Annotated in this window: 19 protein-coding genes; 14 read left to right on the forward strand and 5 right to left on the reverse strand. The window is 65.3% G+C overall.

All coding sequences use genetic code 11. From position 1 onward, the window contains the following. The first annotated feature begins 43 nt into the window (after nucleotides 1-43). The 8 genes from RHPLAN_RS35945 to RHPLAN_RS35980 all read left to right on the forward strand — a co-directional run bounded on the left by RHPLAN_RS35945 (nucleotide 44) and on the right by RHPLAN_RS35980 (nucleotide 8,657). A complete protein-coding gene (locus tag RHPLAN_RS35945; protein WP_068029173.1) occupies nucleotides 44-544 on the forward strand; it encodes an A24 family peptidase in 501 nt (166 codons plus the stop codon). 248 nt (nucleotides 545-792) lie between these two features. Further along, a complete protein-coding gene (gene cpaB / locus RHPLAN_RS35950; RefSeq protein ID WP_068029176.1) occupies nucleotides 793-1,578 on the forward strand; it encodes a Flp pilus assembly protein CpaB in 786 nt (261 codons plus the stop codon). Between the two features lie 20 nt (nucleotides 1,579-1,598). Further along, nucleotides 1,599-3,053, forward strand: coding sequence for a type II and III secretion system protein family protein (locus RHPLAN_RS35955; RefSeq protein WP_237179989.1), 1,455 nt, complete (start codon nucleotides 1,599-1,601; stop codon nucleotides 3,051-3,053). Between the two features lie 22 nt (nucleotides 3,054-3,075). Continuing rightward, a complete protein-coding gene (locus RHPLAN_RS35960) occupies nucleotides 3,076-3,819 on the forward strand; it encodes a CpaD family pilus assembly protein (RefSeq protein ID WP_068029182.1) in 744 nt (247 codons plus the stop codon). Beyond that, nucleotides 3,816-5,093: a CpaE/TadZ family protein gene (locus tag RHPLAN_RS35965; protein ID WP_068029185.1), complete on the forward strand. Its 1,278-nt coding sequence runs from the start codon at nucleotides 3,816-3,818 to the stop codon at nucleotides 5,091-5,093. The genes RHPLAN_RS35960 and RHPLAN_RS35965 overlap by 4 nt, the downstream gene beginning before the upstream one ends. A gap of 40 nt (nucleotides 5,094-5,133) precedes the next feature. Then, nucleotides 5,134-6,645, forward strand: a complete 1,512-nt coding sequence (locus tag RHPLAN_RS35970; RefSeq protein WP_237179990.1) for a TadA family conjugal transfer-associated ATPase — start codon at nucleotides 5,134-5,136, stop codon at nucleotides 6,643-6,645. An 11-nt stretch (nucleotides 6,646-6,656) separates the two neighbouring features. Further along, nucleotides 6,657-7,631, forward strand: a complete 975-nt coding sequence (locus RHPLAN_RS35975) for a type II secretion system F family protein (protein ID WP_068029188.1) — start codon at nucleotides 6,657-6,659, stop codon at nucleotides 7,629-7,631. Nucleotides 7,632-7,640: 9 nt separating this feature from the next. Continuing rightward, complete coding sequence (locus RHPLAN_RS35980; protein ID WP_068029191.1) at nucleotides 7,641-8,657, forward strand: type II secretion system F family protein; 1,017 nt, start codon at nucleotides 7,641-7,643, stop codon at nucleotides 8,655-8,657. A 9-nt stretch (nucleotides 8,658-8,666) separates the two neighbouring features. Here RHPLAN_RS35980 and RHPLAN_RS35985 read toward each other — a convergent pair whose 3' ends face one another. Continuing rightward, nucleotides 8,667-9,476 (reverse strand): tetratricopeptide repeat protein, encoded by an 810-nt coding sequence (locus tag RHPLAN_RS35985; protein ID WP_068029194.1) that lies wholly within the window; start codon nucleotides 9,474-9,476, stop codon nucleotides 8,667-8,669. A gap of 160 nt (nucleotides 9,477-9,636) precedes the next feature. On the opposite strand from RHPLAN_RS35985, the gene RHPLAN_RS35990 reads away from it, so the two are divergent. Genes RHPLAN_RS35990 through RHPLAN_RS36015 form a run of 6 tightly spaced genes read left to right on the forward strand, consistent with a single transcriptional unit; the run spans nucleotide 9,637 to nucleotide 16,284 of the window. Beyond that, nucleotides 9,637-10,464 carry a transporter substrate-binding domain-containing protein gene (locus RHPLAN_RS35990; RefSeq protein WP_068029197.1) on the forward strand — a complete coding sequence of 276 codons (828 nt, stop codon included), beginning with the start codon at nucleotides 9,637-9,639 and terminating at the stop codon, nucleotides 10,462-10,464. Between the two features lie 31 nt (nucleotides 10,465-10,495). Then, entirely contained in the window at nucleotides 10,496-11,881 is a 1,386-nt protein-coding gene (locus RHPLAN_RS35995) for a leucyl aminopeptidase family protein (protein WP_068029199.1), read from the forward strand. Between the two features lie 58 nt (nucleotides 11,882-11,939). Next, entirely contained in the window at nucleotides 11,940-13,121 is a 1,182-nt protein-coding gene (locus RHPLAN_RS36000; protein ID WP_068029202.1) for a cobalamin-independent methionine synthase II family protein, read from the forward strand. Between the two features lie 4 nt (nucleotides 13,122-13,125). Next, complete coding sequence (locus tag RHPLAN_RS36005; protein WP_068029204.1) at nucleotides 13,126-13,965, forward strand: C40 family peptidase; 840 nt, start codon at nucleotides 13,126-13,128, stop codon at nucleotides 13,963-13,965. Further along, complete coding sequence (locus RHPLAN_RS36010; RefSeq protein WP_068029207.1) at nucleotides 13,962-14,918, forward strand: tripartite tricarboxylate transporter substrate binding protein; 957 nt, start codon at nucleotides 13,962-13,964, stop codon at nucleotides 14,916-14,918. The genes RHPLAN_RS36005 and RHPLAN_RS36010 overlap by 4 nt, the downstream gene beginning before the upstream one ends. Before the next feature lie 10 nt (nucleotides 14,919-14,928). Beyond that, complete coding sequence (locus RHPLAN_RS36015) at nucleotides 14,929-16,284, forward strand: MmgE/PrpD family protein (RefSeq protein WP_068029210.1); 1,356 nt, start codon at nucleotides 14,929-14,931, stop codon at nucleotides 16,282-16,284. Here the strand turns inward: RHPLAN_RS36015 and RHPLAN_RS36020 are convergent. Genes RHPLAN_RS36020 through RHPLAN_RS36035 form a run of 4 tightly spaced genes read right to left on the reverse strand, consistent with a single transcriptional unit; the run spans nucleotide 16,281 to nucleotide 20,178 of the window. Continuing rightward, nucleotides 16,281-16,961 carry a DsbA family protein gene (locus RHPLAN_RS36020; protein ID WP_068029213.1) on the reverse strand — a complete coding sequence of 227 codons (681 nt, stop codon included), beginning with the start codon at nucleotides 16,959-16,961 and terminating at the stop codon, nucleotides 16,281-16,283. The two genes, RHPLAN_RS36015 and RHPLAN_RS36020, sit on opposite strands and share 4 nt — an antisense overlap. 8 nt (nucleotides 16,962-16,969) lie before the next feature. Beyond that, complete coding sequence (locus RHPLAN_RS36025; RefSeq protein ID WP_068029215.1) at nucleotides 16,970-17,917, reverse strand: 2-hydroxyacid dehydrogenase; 948 nt, start codon at nucleotides 17,915-17,917, stop codon at nucleotides 16,970-16,972. Beyond that, the gene (locus RHPLAN_RS36030) at nucleotides 17,914-18,531 is read right to left on the reverse strand and encodes an NUDIX domain-containing protein (RefSeq protein WP_068029219.1); all 618 of its coding nucleotides are present in this window, start codon (nucleotides 18,529-18,531) and stop codon (nucleotides 17,914-17,916) included. The genes RHPLAN_RS36025 and RHPLAN_RS36030 overlap by 4 nt, the downstream gene beginning before the upstream one ends. A gap of 6 nt (nucleotides 18,532-18,537) precedes the next feature. After that, nucleotides 18,538-20,178 (reverse strand): ABC transporter ATP-binding protein, encoded by a 1,641-nt coding sequence (locus RHPLAN_RS36035; RefSeq protein ID WP_068029222.1) that lies wholly within the window; start codon nucleotides 20,176-20,178, stop codon nucleotides 18,538-18,540. Between the last annotated feature and the right edge of the window lie 5 nt (nucleotides 20,179-20,183).

Genomic DNA, 20,183 nt, shown 5'->3' on the forward strand with positions numbered 1-20,183 from the left:
CGGCGTTTGTCTAAGGTCCGGCGCACAAGGATAGGACGAGTTCATGCTGACCGACGCCGCACGGCTGCTGCTGTTTCCCGCGCTGATGGCGTTCGCCGCGTCGAGCGACCTCTTCACGATGACCATTTCCAACCGCGTCACGCTGATCCTCGCAGGCGGCTTTTTTGCGCTGGCGCTCTATAGCGGCATGGATCTGCACGCCGTGCTCTGGCACGTCGCCGCGGCGTTCATGGTGCTGGCCATCACCTTCGTGTTCTTCGCACGCGGCTGGATCGGCGGCGGTGACGCCAAGCTCGCGGCGGCGACCGCGCTATGGCTCGGCTTCGACCATCTGATGGCCTATGTGCTCTACGCCTCGATCTTCGGCGGCGTTCTGACATTTGCGATGATTCGATTCCGGCTGATGCCGCTGCCGGCGTCGCTTGCCGAGCAGGACTGGGTGAAACGGCTGCACAAGCTTGACGGCGGCGTGCCCTATGGCATCGCGCTCGCCGCGGCGGCGCTGCTGATCTATCCGGACACCGCCTGGATGCACCCCGGTTAACGGCGCCGCACCCGGCGCGTTTCGCGCTTTACAGACCTTTGTACCGATCGCGGCCATGGCAGCCGCTCGACCGGTATTTTCCGGTCAACACATCTTTAACCGCATTTAGATACGCCCCGTTAACCACGAATTGACCTTTCGCTGATGAAATCCAGAGGTGTTCGCTCCAGCACCGCGGAGCCTTTTCTTAGGTGAGTGAAGGACGTCCTCACGGCCGTTCAGTCCCGTAACAGAGTGAGTGAAGCGTTATGAAAGCCGCGCGTATCTTGGTGCTTGGCATCGCGCTCGCCGCCGGCGGCGCGGCGGCATACCTCGTCAGCGGCGACGACACGCCGAAGCAGGTGGCGCCCGCCCCCGTTGTCCAGCAATTCCCGACCGTCGACGTACTGATTGCCAAGGGCGATATCGGCATGGGCACCGCCGTCACGGCGCAGGATTTCAGCTGGCAGGCCTGGCCGGAGGCCACCACCGGCGACAGCTACATCACCCGCAAAGCGCGCCCGAATGCAGCCGAAGAGCTGGTCGGCGCGATCACGCGCGCGCCGTTCACCGCAGGCGAACCGATCCGCGAGGGCAAGCTCATTCGCGCCAACGGTGCAGCCGGCTACATGGCGGCCATCCTGCCGTCCGGCATGCGCGCGGTGTCGACCGAAATCTCGCCGGAAACCGGCGCCGGCGGCTTCATCCTGCCGAACGACCGCGTCGACGTGATTCTGTCGCGGCGCGCCAACAACGACGTCCGAGGCAGCGCACCTCCCGTCAGCGAGACGATCCTGACCAATGTGAAGGTGCTCGCGATCGACCAGACCGTCGAGGAAAAGGGCGGCCAGCGCGTGGTGGTCGGCAAGACCGCAACGCTTGAACTCTCGCCGCGGCAGGCCGAATCGCTGGCGCAATCGCGGCAGCAGGGCACGCTTTCGCTCGCGCTTCGCAGCCTGCTCGATGCCAGCAGGCCCGAGGAAGTCCGTAACGAAGACGACCGGGGCCGCGGTGAGATCAACACCGTCCGATTCGGCGTCACCACAACCCGATAGCGTTCCACAGGAGCATGCCCATGGCCAAAGCAACGTTGATCCGCACCGCAACATTGGCGGCGCTGATCGTCACGTCTTTGGTCGGGCCCGTCACACCGGTCACCGCGGCCGACCCGGCGCAGCGAATCGCGGGGCCGACCGTGCAGGTCTACGGCGACAAGTCGGCGCAGCCCATGTCGCTCGGCGTCGGCAAGAGTGTCGTGGTCGATCTGCCTGCCGACATCAAGGACGTGCTGGTCGCCGATCCGAAAATCGCCAACGCGGTCGTGCGCACCGCGCGGCGGGCCTACATCATCGGAGTCGCGCTCGGCCAGACCAATGTCTATTTCTTCGACAGCGAAGGCCGTCAGCTGATGGGCTTCGACATCGCGGTGACCCGTGACATCAACGGCATCCGCGCGGCCCTCAAACGCGCCCTGCCGGCTGCCGAAATCGAAGTCGATGGACTCGCCGACGGCATCATGCTGGCCGGCTCGGTCGCAAGCCCGACAGAAGCGCAGCAGGCCTACGATCTCGCCGCCCGCCTCGCCGGCGACGGCGCCAAGGTGGTGAACGGCATCACGGTGCGCGGCCGCGACCAGGTGATGCTCCGCGTCTCGGTCACCGAGGTGGCACGCGACGTCATCAAGCAGCTCGGCATCGACCTCAACGGCTCGTTCAACACCGGCCAGGCCGTGGTGAATCTTACCAACGCCAATCCGTTCCCGGTGTTCGGCTCACCGCTGAACTCGAACGGCATCACCGCAACCTATCGCGGCGTCAGCGCGACGCTGCGCGCCATGGAGCGCGCGGGCGTCATCCGAACGCTGGCGGAGCCGAACCTCACCGCGATCTCCGGCGAGACCGCGAACTTCCTGGCCGGCGGCGAGTTTCCGATCCCGGCGGGCTTCACCTGTGATCCCACCACCCGGAACTGTCAGACGCAGATCCAATTCAAGAAGTTCGGCGTCAGCCTGAACTTCACGCCGGTGGTGATGTCGGAGGGCCGTATCAGCCTCAAGGTGCTGACCGAGGTGTCGGAACTCTCCAACGACAATGCGCTCACCTTGACGCAGTCGGTCAGCGCCACCCAGACCACCACGCAGACCATTCCGTCGATCAAGACCCGCCGCGCCGAGACCACCGTCGAAATCCCGTCCGGTGGCTCGCTCGCGATGGCCGGCATGATCCAGGAGCAGACCAAGCAGCAGCTCAACGGCATGCCCGGCATCATGAATGTTCCAGTGCTGGGCGCATTGTTCAAGAGCCGCGACTTCGAGAACCGGCAGACCGAGCTGATGATCCTCGTGACGCCTTATGTCGTGCGCGCGGTGGCGCAGAAGGACCTGTCGCGGGCCGACGACGGCTATGCCGACGCTTCCGACCCGGCCACCCAGCTGCTCGGCCGCTTCAACCGGATATACGGCACCCCCGGTCAAACCGAACCACGCCCGAGCGGCCCCTATCGCGGCAGTGTCGGCTTCTTCCTGGATTGAGAGCGGCGACAAGGAACGATCGATGGACCAACCTCTTCTCACCAAGGCTCGCCGCATGAAACTGCTCTGGGTTCGCGCGGTTATGGTCGCAAGCCTCGCCGCCGGCGTGGCGGGCTGTCAGACGATGACTCCCACCGACACCACCGGTGGCATTCCCGAAACCTACAAGGAGCGCCATCCGATCCGCATCGTCGAGGGCAAGAAGCCGCTCGTGTTGTTCGTCGGAACGGGCCGCGGCGGTCTGTCGGCAATGCAGCGCGCCGAGGTGCTGTCGTTTGCGCGCAACTGGCAACGCGACGCCAGCGGCGGCGTCACCATCGATCGCCCGATGGGCGGTGCCAATGAGCGCGCCGTCACCGACACGCTGAAAGAGACGCTGTCGATCCTTGTCGCCGCCGGCGTGCCCAACAGCGGCATCGGCATCAGGCCCTATCGCGCGAACGGCGAGAATACACCGCCGGTGCGGCTGAGCTTCCCGCAGATGGTCGCAAAGGCAGGTCCCTGCGGACTATGGCCCGACGATCTGGGCCCGAGCTACGATCCGAAGCACTTCGAGAACCGCGAGTACTACAATTTCGGCTGCGGCACGCAGCGCAATCTCGCCGCCATGGTCGACAATCCCGCGGACCTCGTGCAGCCGCGCGGCGAGACGCCGGCCTACACGGCGAAACGCACGTTCCAGGTCGACAAATGGCGCAAGGGCGACAGCCCGGCAACCGTTTACAGCGACACCAACAAGGGCGCGATCAGCGATCTCGGCAAATGATCCGAACCGCACTGCAAACCAACACGCCTGAGCCGGAAACTCCGCCGGAGGCGACGTCGCACGACGAGCACATCGCGCCGGCGCCACGCGTCTCGATTCAGGCGTTCTGCGACACCGTGGAAACCGCCGCGGCCATTCAGTCGGCCGGCGAGGACCGGCGGCTGGCCAAGGCTCACGTCAAAATCCAGATGGGCGGCATCACCGCCGCGATCGAGGCCTATCGCGGCTCGCCGACGCCGAACGTCATCATGCTGGAGGCCGAAGGCCGCGGCGAAGGCATTCTGGCCGGGCTCGACACCCTCGCCGAGTTCTGCGACGCCGGCACCCGCGTCATCGTCGTCGGCCGCACCAACGACGTGATGCTCTACCGCGAGCTCGTTCGCCGCGGCGTCAGCGACTACATGATCTCGCCGGTCGGCACGCTCGACGTGGTGCGCTCGATCTGCGGTCTGTTTTCGGCGCCGGACGCCAAGCCGGTCGGCCGCGTCATCGCCGTGGTCGGCGCCAAGGGCGGCGTCGGCGCTTCGACGGTGGCGCACAACATCGCCTGGGCGGTCGCGCGCGATCTGGCGCTGGATTCGGTCGTCACCGACCTCGATCTGGCATTCGGCACCGCGGGCCTCGATTACAACCAGGATCCGCCGCAGGGCATCGCCGACGCGGTGTTCTCCCCCGACCGCATCGACACCGCCTTCATCGACCGGCTGTTGTCGAAATGCTCCGACCACCTGAGCCTGCTCGCCGCGCCCGCCACGCTCGAGCGCGCCTACGACTTCGGCGCCGAGGCTTTCGACAGCATCTACGACGCGTTGCGCGCCACTATGCCCTGCGTGGTGCTCGACGTGCCGCATCAGTGGAACGGCTGGACCCAGCGCACGCTGGTCAGTGCCGACGACATCCTGATCGTCGCCACGCCCGATCTCGCCAACCTGCGCAATGCTAAGAACCTGTTCGACTATCTGCGCACCGCGCGTCTCAACGATCACCGGCCGTTCTACATGCTCAACCAGGTCGGTATCCCGAAGAAGCCGGAGATCAAGCCCGCGGATTTCGCCAAGGCACTGGAGGATCAGCCGGTCGCGGTGATCCCGTTCGAGCCGCAGCTGTTCGGCGCAGCCGCCAACAACGGTCAGATGATCGCCGAAGTGTCCGCCAGCCACCGCAACACCGAGACGTTCATCCAGCTCGCCAAACTGCTCACCGGCCGCTCAGAGGTGAAGAAGGCCAAGTCCGGCCTGCTGACGCCGCTGCTCGGCAAGCTTTTGAAGAAATGACCGAATCGAAAGACGTATGCGTAGCGTGAGGTAACAGGACGTGTTCGGTAAACGCGCCACCACAGATGCGAGGCCGGCGGCGGCCCCCGCCGCTCCGGCCCCGCGGCCACAGGCCATGCCGGCAGCGCCCATCCCCACGGGCGGCGAGCGGCTGCAACCGATTCCCTCGGCCGGCCTCGGCGCGCCGATTCTATCGGCTCCGCAGGCGCCCGCGCGCCTTGCAGCGCAGCCGCCCGCCATCGCCACCGACACGCGCCATTCGGAATCCTATTACGAAACCAAAGGCACGATCTTCGGCGCGCTGATCGAGGCGATCGACCTCGCGCAGCTCGCGCGTCTCGATGCCGATGCGGCGCGCGAGGAAATCCGCGACATCGTCAACGAGATCATCGCGATCAAGAACATCGTGATGTCGATCTCCGAGCAGGAAGAGCTGCTCGACGACATCTGCAACGACGTTCTGGGCTATGGCCCGCTCGAGCCGCTGCTCGCGCGCGACGACATCGCCGACATCATGGTGAACGGCTCGGGCACGGTCTATATCGAAGTGCAGGGCAAGATCCAGAAGACCGGCATCCGCTTCCGCGACAATCAGCAGCTCCTCAACATCTGTCAGCGCATCGTCAGCCAGATCGGCCGCCGCGTCGACGAAGCCTCGCCGATCTGCGACGCGCGCTTGCCCGACGGCTCCCGCGTCAACGTCATCGCCCAGCCGCTGTCACTCGACGGCCCGGCACTCACCATTCGTAAGTTCAAGAAAGACAAGCTGAAGCTCGACAATCTGGTCAGGTTCGGCTCGATCACGCCGGCCGGCGCCGACGTGCTGAAGATCATCGGCCGCTGCCGGGTCAACACCATCGTGTCGGGCGGCACCGGCTCGGGCAAGACCACGCTACTCAACTGTCTCACCCAGTTCATCGACGACGACGAGCGCATCATCACCTGCGAGGACGCGGCCGAGCTCCAGCTCCAGCAGCCTCACGTGGTGCGCCTCGAAACGCGGCCGCCGAACCTCGAGGGCGAAGGCCAGATCACGATGCGCGATCTGGTCAAGAACTGTCTGCGTATGCGTCCGGAACGCATCATCGTCGGCGAAGTCCGCGGACCCGAGGCATTCGATCTGCTCCAGGCCATGAACACCGGCCACGACGGCTCGATGGGCACGCTGCACGCCAACAGCCCGCGCGAGGCACTGTCGCGCGTCGAATCCATGATCACCATGGGCGGCTACTCGCTGCCGTCGCGCACCATCCGCGAGATGATCGTCGGCTCGGTCGACGTCGTCGTGCAGGCGGCACGCCTGCGCGACGGCTCGCGCAAGATTACCCACATCACCGAGGTGGTCGGCATGGAAGGCGACGTGATCATCACCCAGGATCTGTTCGTCTATGACATCACCGGCGAGGACGAGAAGGGCAACCTGATCGGCCAGCACAAGTCGACCGGCATCGGCCGGCCGAAATTCTGGGATCGCGCGCGCTATTACGGCGAGGACAAGCGGCTCGCCGCGGCGCTCGATGCCTCGAATGCCGAGATCACGGGGACGCGCTAGGCCGAAATGCCATGAAGATGCAGACGCTGGCTCTGGCTGCGATGGTGACGACCGCGATCGGCGGCGTCGCCTATGTGTTTCTCTATCCACTGTTGTCCGGCGAACGCAAAGCCGAGCAGCGCCGCGAGACCATCGCGCGCCCGGAGCCGGCGGTCCGCACCACCCGCGTCCAGCAGCGCTCGCGCCGCGAGCAGGTCGAGGAAACCCTCAAGGACATCGATAGCAAGCAGAAAAAGTCGAAGAGTCTGCCGCTAAACATCAGGATCGAGCAGGCCGGCCTTGCCTGGTCGAAAAACCAGTTCCTGCTGATTTCGGCGGGTCTCGGCTTGCTGGCGTTTCTCGCCGTTTGGATCATGAGCGCGCTGCCGGTGCCGGCTGTGGCTGCAGGTTTCGCTGCAGGCTTCGGACTGCCGCGGTGGATGCTCTCGTTCCTCAAGGGGCGTCGCGAGAAGAAATTCCTGGCTGGATTTCCGGACGCCGTCGACGTGATCGTGCGCGGCATCAAAGCGGGATTGCCGCTCGCCGACAGCCTGAAAATCATTGCGTCCGAAGCCCAGGAACCGCTCAAGAGCGAGTTCAAGGCGATCATCGAGACGCAGACCATCGGCATGCCGCTCGGCGAAGCCTGCGGCAAGCTTTACGAGCGCATGCCTTTGCCCGAAGCCAACTTCTTCGGCATCGTGGTCTCGATCCAGCAGAAGGCGGGCGGCAACCTCTCCGAGGCGCTTGGCAACCTGTCGCGTGTGCTGCGCGACCGCAAGAAAATGAAGGCCAAGATCCAGGCCATGTCGATGGAAGCCAAGGCCTCCGCCTCGATCATTGGTTCCTTGCCGATAGCGGTCGGCACCCTCGTTTACCTGACAAGTCCCGACTACATCGAGTTGCTCTGGCTGACCGATCTCGGCCGCATGATGATCGCCGGCTGCGCGATGTGGATGGGCATCGGCATCTTCGTGATGAAGCAGATGATCAACTTCGACTTCTGAGCCAGCACCATGCTCGATCTTCTCATCGCAAAGCTGCACGACACCAAGTTCATGGTCATGCTGTTGACCAGCGTGGCAGCGATTGCGACGGTGATAACGCTTGCCATGCCGTTCCTGTCGCCGGATACGCTCGGCCGGCGCATGAAGTCCGTCGCGGTCGAGCGCGAGAAGATCAGGCAACGGGAGCGCGAGCGTCTCGCGCGTGGCGAGAGAGACAGGGTCGTACTCCGCCAGTCGCCGAAGCAGTACATGCAGCGGGCGGTGGAGCGGCTCAACTTGAACAAGTGGCTCGCGCAGGAAGTGGCGCGCGAAAAGCTCATTCAGGCCGGCTATCGCGGCCAGGCGCCTTATGTGGCGTTCCTGTTCTTCCGCATGGTCACGCCGGTCGCGCTGTTTCTGGTTACACTGTTCTATCTGTTCGTAGTCATCGAGATGGATCAACCGGCGACCATCAAGATCGGCCTCTGCCTCGGCGCCGCCTACATCGGCATGCAGGCGCCGCTGTTCTTTCTCAAGAACCGCATCGCCAAGCGGCAGCTTTCGATCAAGCGCGCGTTTCCTGATTCGCTCGATCTGCTGCTCATCTGCTGCGAATCCGGCATGTCGGTGGAAGCTGCCTTCAAGAAGGTCAGCGAGGAAATCGGCTCGCAGTCGGTGGCGCTCGCCGAAGAGCTGACGCTGACCACAGCCGAGTTGTCCTACCTGCCGGATCGCAAGGTCGCTTATGAAAACCTCGCCAAGCGTACCGACCTCGATGGCGTGAAATCGGTCTGTATGGCATTGCAACAAGCCGAGCGCTACGGCACGCCGCTGGCCCAGACGTTGCGGGTGATGTCGCAGGAAAACCGCGATATGCGCATGACCGAAGCCGAGAAGAAGGCCGCGGCGCTGCCGCCAAAGCTCACCGTGCCGATGATCCTGTTCTTCCTGCCGGTGCTGTTCGTCGTGATTCTCGGGCCCGCGGCCATCCGCGTGATGGCGACCCAGGACACCAGCACCAACACGCCACTCGGCAAGCCAAAGTGACAGGCCAGCTTACGATGAGCCGGTCATCGGCGTGAGCGGCGAGCCCCGCGGGTTCTTCTTCCACTGCTGCTGCTCGGCAAGCATCTGGCGCAGATAGGCGACGTTGGCCTCCGCTTCGGCCGCCGACAGGTCCTTGCTAGCGATCTGTTCGGCCTCCTGGAAGCGGCCTTGCAAGCCGACCACCAGCGCGAGGTTCTGGCGCACCTTGGGCTCGGCACCGCGCTGCTCGGCGGCACGGCGCAGCGTCGTTTCGGCCTGCGGCAGGTTCTTGGACAGCGCGTAAGACAGGCCGAGATTGGAGAGCACCGACGGATCGTCGGGCATCAGCCGCAGCGCGCTCGCGTAATAGCGTTGCGCATCGGTGTGGCGGCCCATCTGGTCGAGCACCGCGCCCTGCACCGAGAGGATCCGCCAGTCCGGCTGATCCTGGCTGTGCGCGCGGTTGAGGACGTCGAGCGCCTGCTGGAAATTGCCGTTGTCCGCGAGCGCCCGGCCATAGGCGCCGAGCACCGCACGGTCGTTGGGATTGTGCGCCGCCGCCTGCTCGAGCACAGCGGCGGCCTGGGCGCGCTGGCCCACGGCTCGGAGCGCCTTGGCGTAGTTGATAGCGGTTTCCGGATTGGCGGGATTGGCGCGATAGCGCTCGCCCCAGGAGTCCATCTCGTTCCGCCATTCGACATTGGAGCGCGGCGCGCTCGCGGGGCGAATCGATCCGGTGACGTCGGCCGAAGACGGACTGCCGGTGGTCGAGCAGCCGCCCAATGCCAAAGTCGCAAAGAGCGCGGTTGAGAAGAGAAGGCGCGCCGGAGGTCGATACATGTCGCGCAGGCCTTGCCTGATTGAGGCGGCGAGGCCGCCATGACTAGGGTTCGAGCAATAATTGGTTAACCCTAATGCGGGGTTAACGGCAGCTGCTGGCGGGGTTGTTGCCCGCCCGACCGCGTGACATGCTTTTGCCCGACAGCCGGGGAGCAGAACCATGAAAACACTGGCGAAAACCGCCGCTGCCTTATTTGCGATGTGGGTCATCGCAGGGCCCGCGGCCATCTCGTCAGCCCTCGCCGACCGGCTCGACGAGGTGAAGGCTCGCGGCAAGCTCATCGTGGGCGTCAGCGACACCACACCGCCCTTCAGCTTCAAGAAGGCCGGCGAGACCACCGTGACCGGTTATGACCTCGACATCGTGCACGCGGTGGCAAAGCGGCTCGGCGTGAGCGTCGATACCGTGTCGCTGTCGAGCGCCGAGCGCATCCCGATGCTGAACGAGGGCAAGATCGATTTCGCCGCCACGTCAATGACCCGCACGGCCGAGCGGCTGAAGGAGATCGACTTCAGCTATATCTATTTTGTTACCCCGCACGCCGTGATCGTGAAGAAGTCGAGCGGCATCACTTCGGTGCATCAGCTCGCCGGCAAGAAGGCGTCATCGGCCAGCACATCGACGGCCGGGCCGAATCTCAAAGAGGCCGAGCCCAAGGTCGAGCTGGTCTATGTGCGCGACTATGCGCAGGCCTTCGATCTGCTGAAGCAGGACAAGGTCGATGCGTTTCCGACCGACGAATCGGTGCTGCGCGCCATCGTGCAGCAGGACGGCCATCCGGATGATTACCTGTTCGTCTCCGACTTCACCAAATCTCGCAATGTCGGCTTCGCCTTGAAAAAGGGCGAACCGCGCTTCAAGGAAGCGATCAACAAAGCGCTGCTCGATGTCGAAGCGTCGGGCGACGCGGTGAAGATTTACGATGCGTGGTTCGGACCGAAATCGCCGGAGCCGATGGCGCGCAAATTCAAGATCCAAGCCGACTAAAAAAGCTGACTGAAAGAGCTGACCAGAGCCAATGCATCCCACATTCATCGCCCGCAGCAAGACGGCACAACCGATCTGGTTCGTGACGCAAGCGAACTTCTCCAAGGTTATCGACAAGCTCGACAAGCGGACCCGCGCCTTCGTCAAAGCCTCCGGCTTCGAGCCGCGGCCCGGCCGGCATCTGCTGTTGCCCGGCCATGACGGCACCGGCGGCGCGCTGTTCGGCATCGAGAGCGGCAAGGGCGACAAGAACGCATTCCTGCCGGGGCTGCTGCCCGGTGCGCTTCCTGCCGGGGTTTATCGCTTCGCCAACGAGCCGCACGACGCGCGGCTGGCGGCGCTCGCCTTCGCGCTCGGCTCATATCGGTTCACGCGCTATCGCAAGACGAAAGACAAAGCGGTCCGCCTGGTGCTGCCGGACGGCGTCGATGGCGAGGAGCTCTCCCGGATCGCCGAGGGCGTGATGCTCGCCCGCGATCTCATCAACACGCCGGCCAATGATATGGGCCCGGCCGACCTGGAGGCTGCCGCGAAAGAACTCGCCAAACAGCATGGCGCCAAGTTCCGTTCCATCGTGGGCGACGATCTGCTGAAGCAGAACTTTCCATTGATCCACGCGGTCGGCCGCGCGGCGGACGCCACGCGCGCACCGCGGCTGATCGAGCTGCGCTGGGGCAAGACCGGTGATCCCAAGGTGACGCTGGTCGGCAAGGGCGTCTGCTTCGACACCGGCGGGCTCGACCTGAAGCCCGAAAGCGCCATGCTGATCATGAAGAAGGACATGGGCGGCGCCGCGACCATGCTGGCGCTGGCGCACATGATCATGGGCGCGGGATTGAAGATCGCATTGCGGGTGCTCATCCCTGCCGTGGAGAATTCCGTCGCGGGCGACGCCTTCCGGCCGCTCGACGTCTATCCGTCGCGCAAGGGCATGACCGTCGAGATCGGCAACACCGACGCGGAAGGCCGGCTAATCCTCGCCGACGCGCTGGCGCTCGCCGACGAGGAGAAGCCCGAACTGCTGATCGATGCCGGCACGCTCACGGGAGCCGCGCGGGTGGCGCTCGGACCGGAGCTGCCGCCCTACTACACCGACGACGACGCACTCGCCTTGGACGTCGCCAAGCACGCGGCGGCCGAGAACGACCCGCTGTGGCGGCTGCCGCTCTGGATGCGCTACGACCAGAACATCGACTCCAAGGTGGCCGACGTGAACAACGTTGCGGCGGGCGGCATGGCGGGCTCGATCATCTGCGCGCTGTTCATGAAGCGCTTCGTCTCGGCGGCGAAGAGCTGGCTGCACTTCGACATCTATGCCTGGACGCCGTCGGCCAAGCCGGGCCGTCCCGAGGGCGGCGAATGCCAGGCTGCGCGCGCGGTGTACGCGCTGCTGAAAGAGCGTTACGGAAGAGCATAATCCCGAAAAGTGGGAACCGGTTTTCGGGAAAGATTATGCTCCACTAAAGAGAAGCTAGATGTTCACCGTCACCAAGGACCGCGCGCTGCTCACTACCACGACGGGGGCGTTGCCGCGGCCGAGTTGGTACACGGCAAACCTGCGCGGGCTGCCGCTCTCCCACGGGCTCTCACAACAGGCCTATCGCGAGCAGCATTTCGATTGCCTCGCCTGTCATGTGGCGGCCCAGCATCGCGCCGGCATCGACATCTTCGTCGACGGCGATGCACGGCTCGATGACGACGTCGCCGGCCGAAGCTGGGTGAGCTACGCCACCGAGCGGATCGAAGGCATTGGCGCGCCGCGCGTCGAGGTGCCGCCGGCGGGCTTCATGGCCGACAAGGGCCCCGGCGACCTGATGTGGGAGGTGATCGAGACCCGCATGACGCCGCCGGTCACCGGCAAGATCGGCCGCACGGCATTGCAGCTTGACCGCGCCTACAAGGCGATCGCGCCGATGACCGACAAGCCGGTCAAGATCGGCACGATCTCGGCGCAAATCCTCGCGCTGATGCTGACCGACGAACACTACAAGGATCGCTTCGCGCTGCTGATGGATCTGTCGACCGCGCTGAACCGCGAATATCACGCATTGGCCGACGCGGGCGCGCCGCTCATCCAGATCGAGGAGCCGGCGATCCATCAGGTGATCGCGGACCCCAACCAGACGATCAAACCCGAGAAATGGGTCGAGGCGTTCAACGCCGAGGTCAAAGGGCTGCGCGACAAGTGCGAGGTTTGGTGCCACACCTGCTGGGGCAGTCCCGCTGCGCAGCGCGTCGCAAGCCGCAACCAGTCCTACAAGGCGGCCCTGCCCTATTTCGACCAGCTCGATATCGACGTCATCACAGTGGAAGGCGCGTTCAACAACGGCATGGACCTCGAGCATTTCGGCTCGATGATTTCCAAGAACAAGAAGATCGCGCTCGGCGTCATCAGCCATCGCACGCTGCAGGTCGAGCGGCCGGAGGAGATCGCCGATTTCATCCGCCGCGCGCTTAAAGCTATCGAGCCGGAGCGCCTGATCCCCACCAGCGATTGTGGCTTCGGCCGGCAATCGATGAGCCGGATGCACGCGACCTACAAGATGATCGCGCTGGTGCGCGGCGCCAATATCGTACGCAAGGAGCTGGGGCTGCCGGAAGCGTACATTCCGGCGACCGATCCGCAACTCTCCATGGTGCCGCTGACGAAAGGTTGACAGCGTGAACTTCGATCCCCGCATCACACCGGCCCGGCCCGATCTCGCCGCCGCCCACCTGCGCGGCAAGGTCCAAGCCGGACAGTTCGTCGACGGCACGGTGCAGGAGGTGATCGTCGGCATCGCACCAATGCGCAACGGTCCGTCGCACGGGGCGACACAAGTAACCGAAGCGCTGCGCGGCGAGCGCGTCACGATCTACGAGAACGACGAGGAAGGCTGGGCCTGGGGCCAGCTTGCGAGTGACGGCTATGTCGGCTGGCTGCCCGCGGCTGCACTGCTCGCGCCGGAAGCCGCGCCGACCCATCGGGTCAGGGCGTTGCGGACCTTCGTGTTTCCCGGACCCTCGATCAAACTGCCGCCGATGGACGCGCTGCCGCTCGGCGCGCAGGTGGCGGTGGCGCGCGAAGAGAACAGCTTTGCGGTGCTGGCTTCGGGCGGTTTCGTGCCCAAGGTCCATCTCGCGGCGCTCGGCACGCATGAGACCGATTTCGTCGCGGTGGCCGAGCGATTCTTGGGCACACCCTATCTCTGGGGCGGCAAGTCGAGCCTCGGCATCGACTGCTCCGGTCTGGTGCAGGTCGCGCTCACCGCCTGCGGCATCCCCTGCCCGCGCGACAGCGACATGCAGGAGGCGGCGCTCGGCAAGCCCGTGAGCCTCGCCGGCCTGCAAGCGGGTGATTTGATCTTCTGGAAAGGTCACGTCGCCATCGCGCGCGGCCGCAACAGCATGATCCACGCCAATGCGCATCACATGCAGGTGACGATCGAGCCCGTGGCCGAAGCGCTGGCCCGCATCGGAGCGACCGGCAGCCAGGTCACCGGCGTCAGGCGGCTAAAATGAGGGCCTGGGCTCTACTGCTCTGCGCGCTGCTGATCGGCGGGCCGGCCAATGCCGACGACTATCCGTCGAAGTCGATCCGGCTGATCGTGCCGTTCGCGGCGGGCGGCGCCGTCGGCGCGGTGGCCCGGGTGCTTTCAAATCCGCTCAGCCAAAGCCTTGGGCAGTCCATCGTCATCGACAACCGCGGCGGCGCCGGCGGGATCATCGGCATGGATGCGGTCGCGAAAGCGCCGCCCGACGGCTACACGCTGCTGCTCATCCACAGCGGCATCACCTACATGCCGGGCCTCTACCGCAAGCTGCCGTTCGATCCCACGGCGGACTTCGACGGCGTCATCGCGACCGTATCCGGCTCCTATGTGCTGGCCGTGACCAACAGCATGCCATTCAAAACCGTGGCCGAGCTGATCGCCTATGCCAAGGCCAATCCCGGCAAGCTCAGCTACGGCTCGGCCGGCATCGGCTCGACGTTGCATCTCGCGACCGAGTTCTTCAAGCGCGTGGCGGGCATCGACATGATCCATGTGCCGTACAAGGGCGCTTCGCAAGCGACCACCGACCTGGTCGGCGGGCAGGTGCAGGTGATGATCGGCCCGGCCGTGTCGATCATGCCGCTGGCGCAAGCGGGCGAAGTGAGGGCGCTGGCGGTGCCGTCGCGGAAGCGCTCGGCGCTCGCGCCCGACTTGCCGACCATGATCGAAAGCGGCGTGCCCGACTTCGAGGTCACCAGTTGGTACGGGCTCGCCGCGCCGGCTGGCACGCCAAAGGACATCCTCCTAAAACTCAATGTCGTCGCCAACAGTGCGCTGGCCCAGCCGGAGTTGATCGATCAGTTCCGGCTGCAAGGCTACGAGCCGCTGGGCGGCACGCCCGAAGACCTGAACGCGCTGATCAAAACCGACGTGGCGCGCTGGACCAAGATCATCCGCGACGCCGCGATCGAACCGCAATAGAGCCTGCCCCATGGACCAGAATCTGAAGACCGACGCGGTGACGCTGACCAAGACCTTGTGCGGCCATCTCGCGGCCGCGCAATTCCGGGATCTTACCGACCAAGCCAAGGCCGAAGCGCGGCGCGGCGTGCTCGACTGGATCGGCTGCGCGCTGGCCGGCTCGGGTCACCGCACCATCACGACGCTCCTGAGCGTGCTCCAGGAAACCTCCGGCAAGCCGGTCGCAACCGTGTTCGGGCGAAAGCTCCAGCTCGGGCTGCTCGACGCGCCGCTCGCCAACGGCCAGATGGGCCACGTGCTCGATTTCGACGACACCCACATGGGCGGCGTGGTGCTGCATACGAGCTCGCCGGTGCTGGCCGCTTTGTTTGCGCTCGCCGAGCGCGCGCCGGTGTCCGGCGAAGAGCTGATGCTGGCCTATGCGGTGGGCTTCGAAGCCGGCGTGCGCTCCGGCCGCACCGCGCCCGGCCATCACAAGGGCGGCTGGCATCTCACCGGCACGCTCGGCTCGATCGCGGCCGGCGCTGCGGCGGGCAAGCTTCTGAAGCTTGATGCGCAGAAGCTCACCTACGCGATGGGGATCGCTGCGACGCAAGCCGCCGGCATGCAACAGAACCGCGGCACCATGTGCAAGTCGTTCCATGCCGGCAAGGCAGCATCGAACGGCGTCCTGGCGGCAATGCTCGCCGAGCGCGGGTTCGACAGCACGCAGGAAATCATCGAGGGCAAGAAGGGCTTCTCGCGCATCTACAGCGACACGGCCGAGCCCGAGGCGTTGCTTGCGGGCCTCGGTCGGGGCTGGCTGATCGAGAGCAACGGCCACAAGCCTTACGCGTGTGGTGTGGTGCTGCATCCGCTGATCGACGCCGTGATCGCGATCCGCAATCGCGACAAGATCGATCCGGCGCAGGTGAGCGAGATCGCGTTGCGCGTCAATCCTCTTGTTTTGTCGATAACCGGCGTGGTCGATCCGACGACCGGATTGCAGTCGAAGTTCTCGACACTGCATTCGGCCGCTGTGGCGTTGATCGACGGCCACGCTGGCATGGCGCAATATTCCGATGCGAAGGCTGTCGATCCCGCGGTTGCAGCGCTGCGGCGGAAGGTGAAGCCCACAGCCGACGACACGCTGCGCAAGGACGAGGCCCACGCCGTCATCACGGCCGCAGGGCAGCGCCACGAGGCCCATATCGCACATGCCAGCGGCACGGCCGAGAACCGCATGAGCGACGCGCAGATCGAGACCAAGTTCATGGCCAATGCGTCGCCGGTGATTGGCGAGGAGCGCGCAAAGAAAGCTGCCGCTTTCGTGTGGGCGCTGGACAAGAAGCCTGACGTGCGCGAGCTGATCGCCCTGCTGGCTTAGGATTTGCAGACCACCGCCTGGCAGCGGCGCACCGAGGCGATGATGTTGCGCAGCGGCTCGAGCCCCGGATGGCCGACGAGAGCCACACCCTGCACCACGTAGGATGGCGTCGCCATGAGATTCAGGGCCGCGCCGACCTTGGAATGCGTGACCATCGTGTCGGTGACGCGCTGGGTGTTGGCGATCTCGATGATCTTCGCACGGTCGAGCCCCATGGCGTCGGTGACGGCCAGCGCGCGGTTGCCGTCGATGACGCCGCGGCCGGCATAGACCTTGCGATGGAATTCCAGGAAGCGCTGCGGCGCGATCTCGCGCACTGCAAGTTCGACCCGCGAGCCTTCGACCGACTGAACCGAAAGCACCGGATAGGGCACGAACACCAGGCGCAACGCCGGATCGGTGTTGATCAGCTTGTCGACATCGGCAGCGGCCGCCCGGCAATACGGACAGTTGAGGTCGTAGAATTGATAGAGCGTGACGTCGCCCTTGGCGCTGGTCGCGTCGACCAGGCCGGGCAGCTTCTCGACCTGCGCCAGCTCGGCGGCATCGAGTTTGCGGTTGGAGATCGGCTCGCCATCGTCCGCCTTGATGGAAAACTGTGACGGCCCGAACTCCTGAGCAGCGGCCAGGACCGGCACGGCAACAAGAGCGGTCAGCAAAGCGAGACGGGCGATCATCGAAATCCTCAATATCCCTTGGTCCTGTCGATCCGGTTGTCGAGCGGCAGGCCGCGCTCGAAACGCTCGATCTGTGCAATCACATGCGGGGCGAACACCCGTGGCGAGATGTCGCCGGCGTTATGCGGCGTGATCGTGACCTTTGGATGGCTCCAGAGCGGGCTGTCGACCCGCAGAGGCTCGTTCTGGAAGACGTCCAGCGTTGTGCCCGCGAGCGTGCCTTCGTCGAGCGCCGCGAGGATTTCGGCGTCGACCTGCAACGCGCCGCGGCCGGCGTTGATCAGGAAGGCGCCGCCGGCTGCGCCATCGCGCTTGAGCTTGCGGAGCAGCGCAAGATTCAGAATGCCCTCGGTGTCGCGCGTGCGCGGCAGCAGGCAGACCAGGATTTCGGTGCGGGCGAGGAACGCATCAAGCCCGGCCGGGCCGTGAAACGTCTCGACACCGGAAATGGTTTTCGGCGAACGGCTCCAGCCCGCGACCTTGAAGCCGAGTCCCGCCAGTGCAACGGCCGCATGTGCGCCGATGACGCCCAGGCCCATCACGCCGACCGCGACTTCGCTCGCGGCCGGCTGGTCGTGCACACGCCAGCTCCGCTCGCGCTGCTGGCCGTCGTAGAGCCGCTGTCGCCGGTGATGCATCAGCACATGCAGCACGACATATTCGGTGACCCGCATGGTGAGATCGGCATGGGCTGCGCGGGCGATCGGCACGTCGGGCAAATCGGGATCGGCCAGCAAATGGTCGGCGCCCGCGCCGAGATTGATGACGGCCTTGAGATTCGGAATTCTGGCCAGAAGCCCGCGCGGCGGCAGCCAGACGCAGGCGAAGCTCACGCGGCTCAGATCGTCGGCGCCGGCCGACCACGCCAGCACCTCGCGGCCCTTGGCACTGTCGCGCAACGCCGCCAGCCAGTCGCCGGCCTGCGGCCCCTCGACGGCGATCAGGATCGCGCTCATCGCACGGCGCCGCGCTTGACGATCTCGGCAAGCTTCGCCCGGTTGAGCGCCAGCCATTGCAGGCTGACGATCGCTGCGCCGTAGTGCAGTGAGCCGTCTTCAAGCGCTTTCAGCGCGCGATCGATCAGCACGCGCAGCGGCCGCGTGTCCTCCTGCTCATGCGCCGCGCCGGCGCGCTCCGGCACATTCGACGCATCGACCACGGCGAGAAAGAAAAACATGTGCTCGTCGGAGGAGCCGGCCGACGGCAAGAACTCGAACAGCGGCACGAGCCGCTCCGGCGTGACGCCGATCTCCTCCTGGCATTCGCGGCGCGCCGCCGCCGCGACGTCCTCACCGCGCTCGACCCGTCCGGCCGGCACCTCGACCACGTCGCCCAATCCGAGCGACAATTGTGCGCCCAATCGGAACTGGCGGATCAGCACGATCTCGTCGCGCGTCAGATCAACCGGGATGATCACCACAACGCGGCCGACGCGGAGCGCTTCGCGCTGCACGGTCCGGCCGTCGATCGTGACCTTGAATCGGTCGTAGCCGTAGAAGCCGCCGCCGCGCGGGCCCAGCTGGTCGAGCGTCACTTCGACCGCAGCATCGGAGAGCTTGGAGTCCGCCATGGGAGCTTACTGCGCAACCACGCCTTCGGCCGCGGTGGTCTCGATCTTGAAGGCCGCGGCGAACAGCGCGCGCGTGTAATCGCTCTTGGGCGACTTGAACAGCTCGGCGGCGGGGCCGGCCTCGACGACCTTGCCGGCTTTCATCACCATCAGCCGGCTCGACATCGCGGCCACCACGCGCAGGTCGTGGGAGATGAACATGTAAGTCAGGTCGTGGCGCTTTTGCAGCGAGCAGAGCAGATCGACCATCTGCGCCTGGATCAGCATGTCGAGCGCGCTGGTCGGCTCGTCGAGCACCACGAAGCTCGGCTCCAGCACCACGGCGCGCGCCACCGCGATGCGCTGGCGCTGCCCGCCCGAAAATTCATGCGGATAGCGATGTCGCCACTCCGGATTGAGACCGACCTCCTCCAGCGCCTTGATGACGCGCTGCTCGCACTCGGCGCGCGACAGTTGCGGCATGTGAATCCACATGCCCTCCTGGATGATGTCCGAGATGGACATGCGCGGCGACAACGAGCCGTAAGGATCCTGGAACACGATCTGCATGTTGCGGCGGTGCGGCCGCATCTGCTTGAAGCGCAGCCCCTGCAGGTCCTCGCCCATGAACACGATGGGACCGTCGGAGGAGATGAGCCGCATCATCGCAAGCCCCAGCGTGGTCTTGCCGGAGCCGGATTCACCGACCACGCCGAGCGTCTCGCCCTTGCGCACCTCGACGCTGACGCCGTCGACCGCCTTGATATGGCCGACCACCTTGCGCATCACGCCACGCTTGATCGGGAACCAGACCTTCAGGTCGTCCGTCTTGAGCACAACGTTGGCGCTGGGATTCATCGGCGCCGCCTGCATGCGCGGCTCGGCGGCGAGCAACGCCTTGGTGTAGGGATGCTGCGGCGTCTTGAAGATGTCGGTGGCGTTGTTCTCCTCGACGATCTTGCCGTCCTTCATGACGCAGACGCGGTCGGCGATCCGGCGCACGATGCCGAGGTCATGGGTGATGAACAGCATGGCCATGCCGAGACGGGCCTGCAGCTCCTTCAAAAGCTTGAGGATCTGCGCCTGCACGGTGACGTCGAGCGCCGTGGTCGGCTCGTCGGCGATCAAAAGGTCCGGCTCGTTGGCAAGCGCCATGGCGATCATGACGCGCTGACGCTGCCCGCCGGACATCTGATGCGGATAGCTCTTCAGCCGCGTCGCCGGGTCGGGGATGCCCACTTGCGTGAGCAACTCGATGATGCGGGACCGCGCCGCAAGACCGGTGAGGCCGCGGTGCAGCTCGAGAATCTCGCCAAGCTGCCGCTCGATGGTGTGCAGCGGGTTGAGCGAGGTCATCGGCTCCTGGAAGATGATGGCAATGTCGTCGCCGCGGATCTCGCGGATCTCACGCTCCGTGAGCCCAATCAGATCGCGGCCCTTGAAGAAGATGCGGCCGGACGGATGGCTCGCCGCCGGATACGGCAGCAGCTTCATGATCGACAGCGCGGTGACCGATTTGCCCGAGCCGGATTCGCCGACCAGCGCCAGCGTCTCGCCTTTCTTGACGCTGAACGAGACGCGGTCGACGGCTAGCGTCTCGCGGCTGCCCTGCTTGAACATGATCGACAGGTCTTTGACGGAGAGCAGCGGTTCTGCGGTCGTGTCCATGCGGC

The sequence above is a fragment of the Rhodoplanes sp. Z2-YC6860 genome (assembly GCF_001579845.1).
Taxonomy (GTDB): Bacteria; Pseudomonadota; Alphaproteobacteria; order Rhizobiales; family Xanthobacteraceae; genus Z2-YC6860.

Coding starts and splice junctions, on each gene's coding strand:
- RHPLAN_RS36010 (WP_068029207.1), top strand. CDS start 13,962: ATGAGGGCCTGGGCTCTACTGCTCTGCGCGCTGCTGATCGGCGGGCCG.
- RHPLAN_RS35985 (WP_068029194.1), bottom strand. CDS start 9,476: ATGTATCGACCTCCGGCGCGCCTTCTCTTCTCAACCGCGCTCTTTGCG.
- RHPLAN_RS36000 (WP_068029202.1), top strand. CDS start 11,940: ATGTTCACCGTCACCAAGGACCGCGCGCTGCTCACTACCACGACGGGG.
- RHPLAN_RS36025 (WP_068029215.1), bottom strand. CDS start 17,917: ATGAGCGCGATCCTGATCGCCGTCGAGGGGCCGCAGGCCGGCGACTGG.
- RHPLAN_RS35980 (WP_068029191.1), top strand. CDS start 7,641: ATGCTCGATCTTCTCATCGCAAAGCTGCACGACACCAAGTTCATGGTC.
- RHPLAN_RS35955 (WP_237179989.1), top strand. CDS start 1,599: ATGGCCAAAGCAACGTTGATCCGCACCGCAACATTGGCGGCGCTGATC.
- RHPLAN_RS36030 (WP_068029219.1), bottom strand. CDS start 18,531: ATGGCGGACTCCAAGCTCTCCGATGCTGCGGTCGAAGTGACGCTCGAC.
- RHPLAN_RS36035 (WP_068029222.1), bottom strand. CDS start 20,178: ATGGACACGACCGCAGAACCGCTGCTCTCCGTCAAAGACCTGTCGATC.
- cpaB (WP_068029176.1), top strand. CDS start 793: ATGAAAGCCGCGCGTATCTTGGTGCTTGGCATCGCGCTCGCCGCCGGC.
- RHPLAN_RS35975 (WP_068029188.1), top strand. CDS start 6,657: ATGAAGATGCAGACGCTGGCTCTGGCTGCGATGGTGACGACCGCGATC.
- RHPLAN_RS35945 (WP_068029173.1), top strand. CDS start 44: ATGCTGACCGACGCCGCACGGCTGCTGCTGTTTCCCGCGCTGATGGCG.
- RHPLAN_RS35995 (WP_068029199.1), top strand. CDS start 10,496: ATGCATCCCACATTCATCGCCCGCAGCAAGACGGCACAACCGATCTGG.
- RHPLAN_RS36015 (WP_068029210.1), top strand. CDS start 14,929: ATGGACCAGAATCTGAAGACCGACGCGGTGACGCTGACCAAGACCTTG.
- RHPLAN_RS36020 (WP_068029213.1), bottom strand. CDS start 16,961: ATGATCGCCCGTCTCGCTTTGCTGACCGCTCTTGTTGCCGTGCCGGTC.
- RHPLAN_RS35960 (WP_068029182.1), top strand. CDS start 3,076: ATGGACCAACCTCTTCTCACCAAGGCTCGCCGCATGAAACTGCTCTGG.
- RHPLAN_RS35990 (WP_068029197.1), top strand. CDS start 9,637: ATGAAAACACTGGCGAAAACCGCCGCTGCCTTATTTGCGATGTGGGTC.
- RHPLAN_RS35965 (WP_068029185.1), top strand. CDS start 3,816: ATGATCCGAACCGCACTGCAAACCAACACGCCTGAGCCGGAAACTCCG.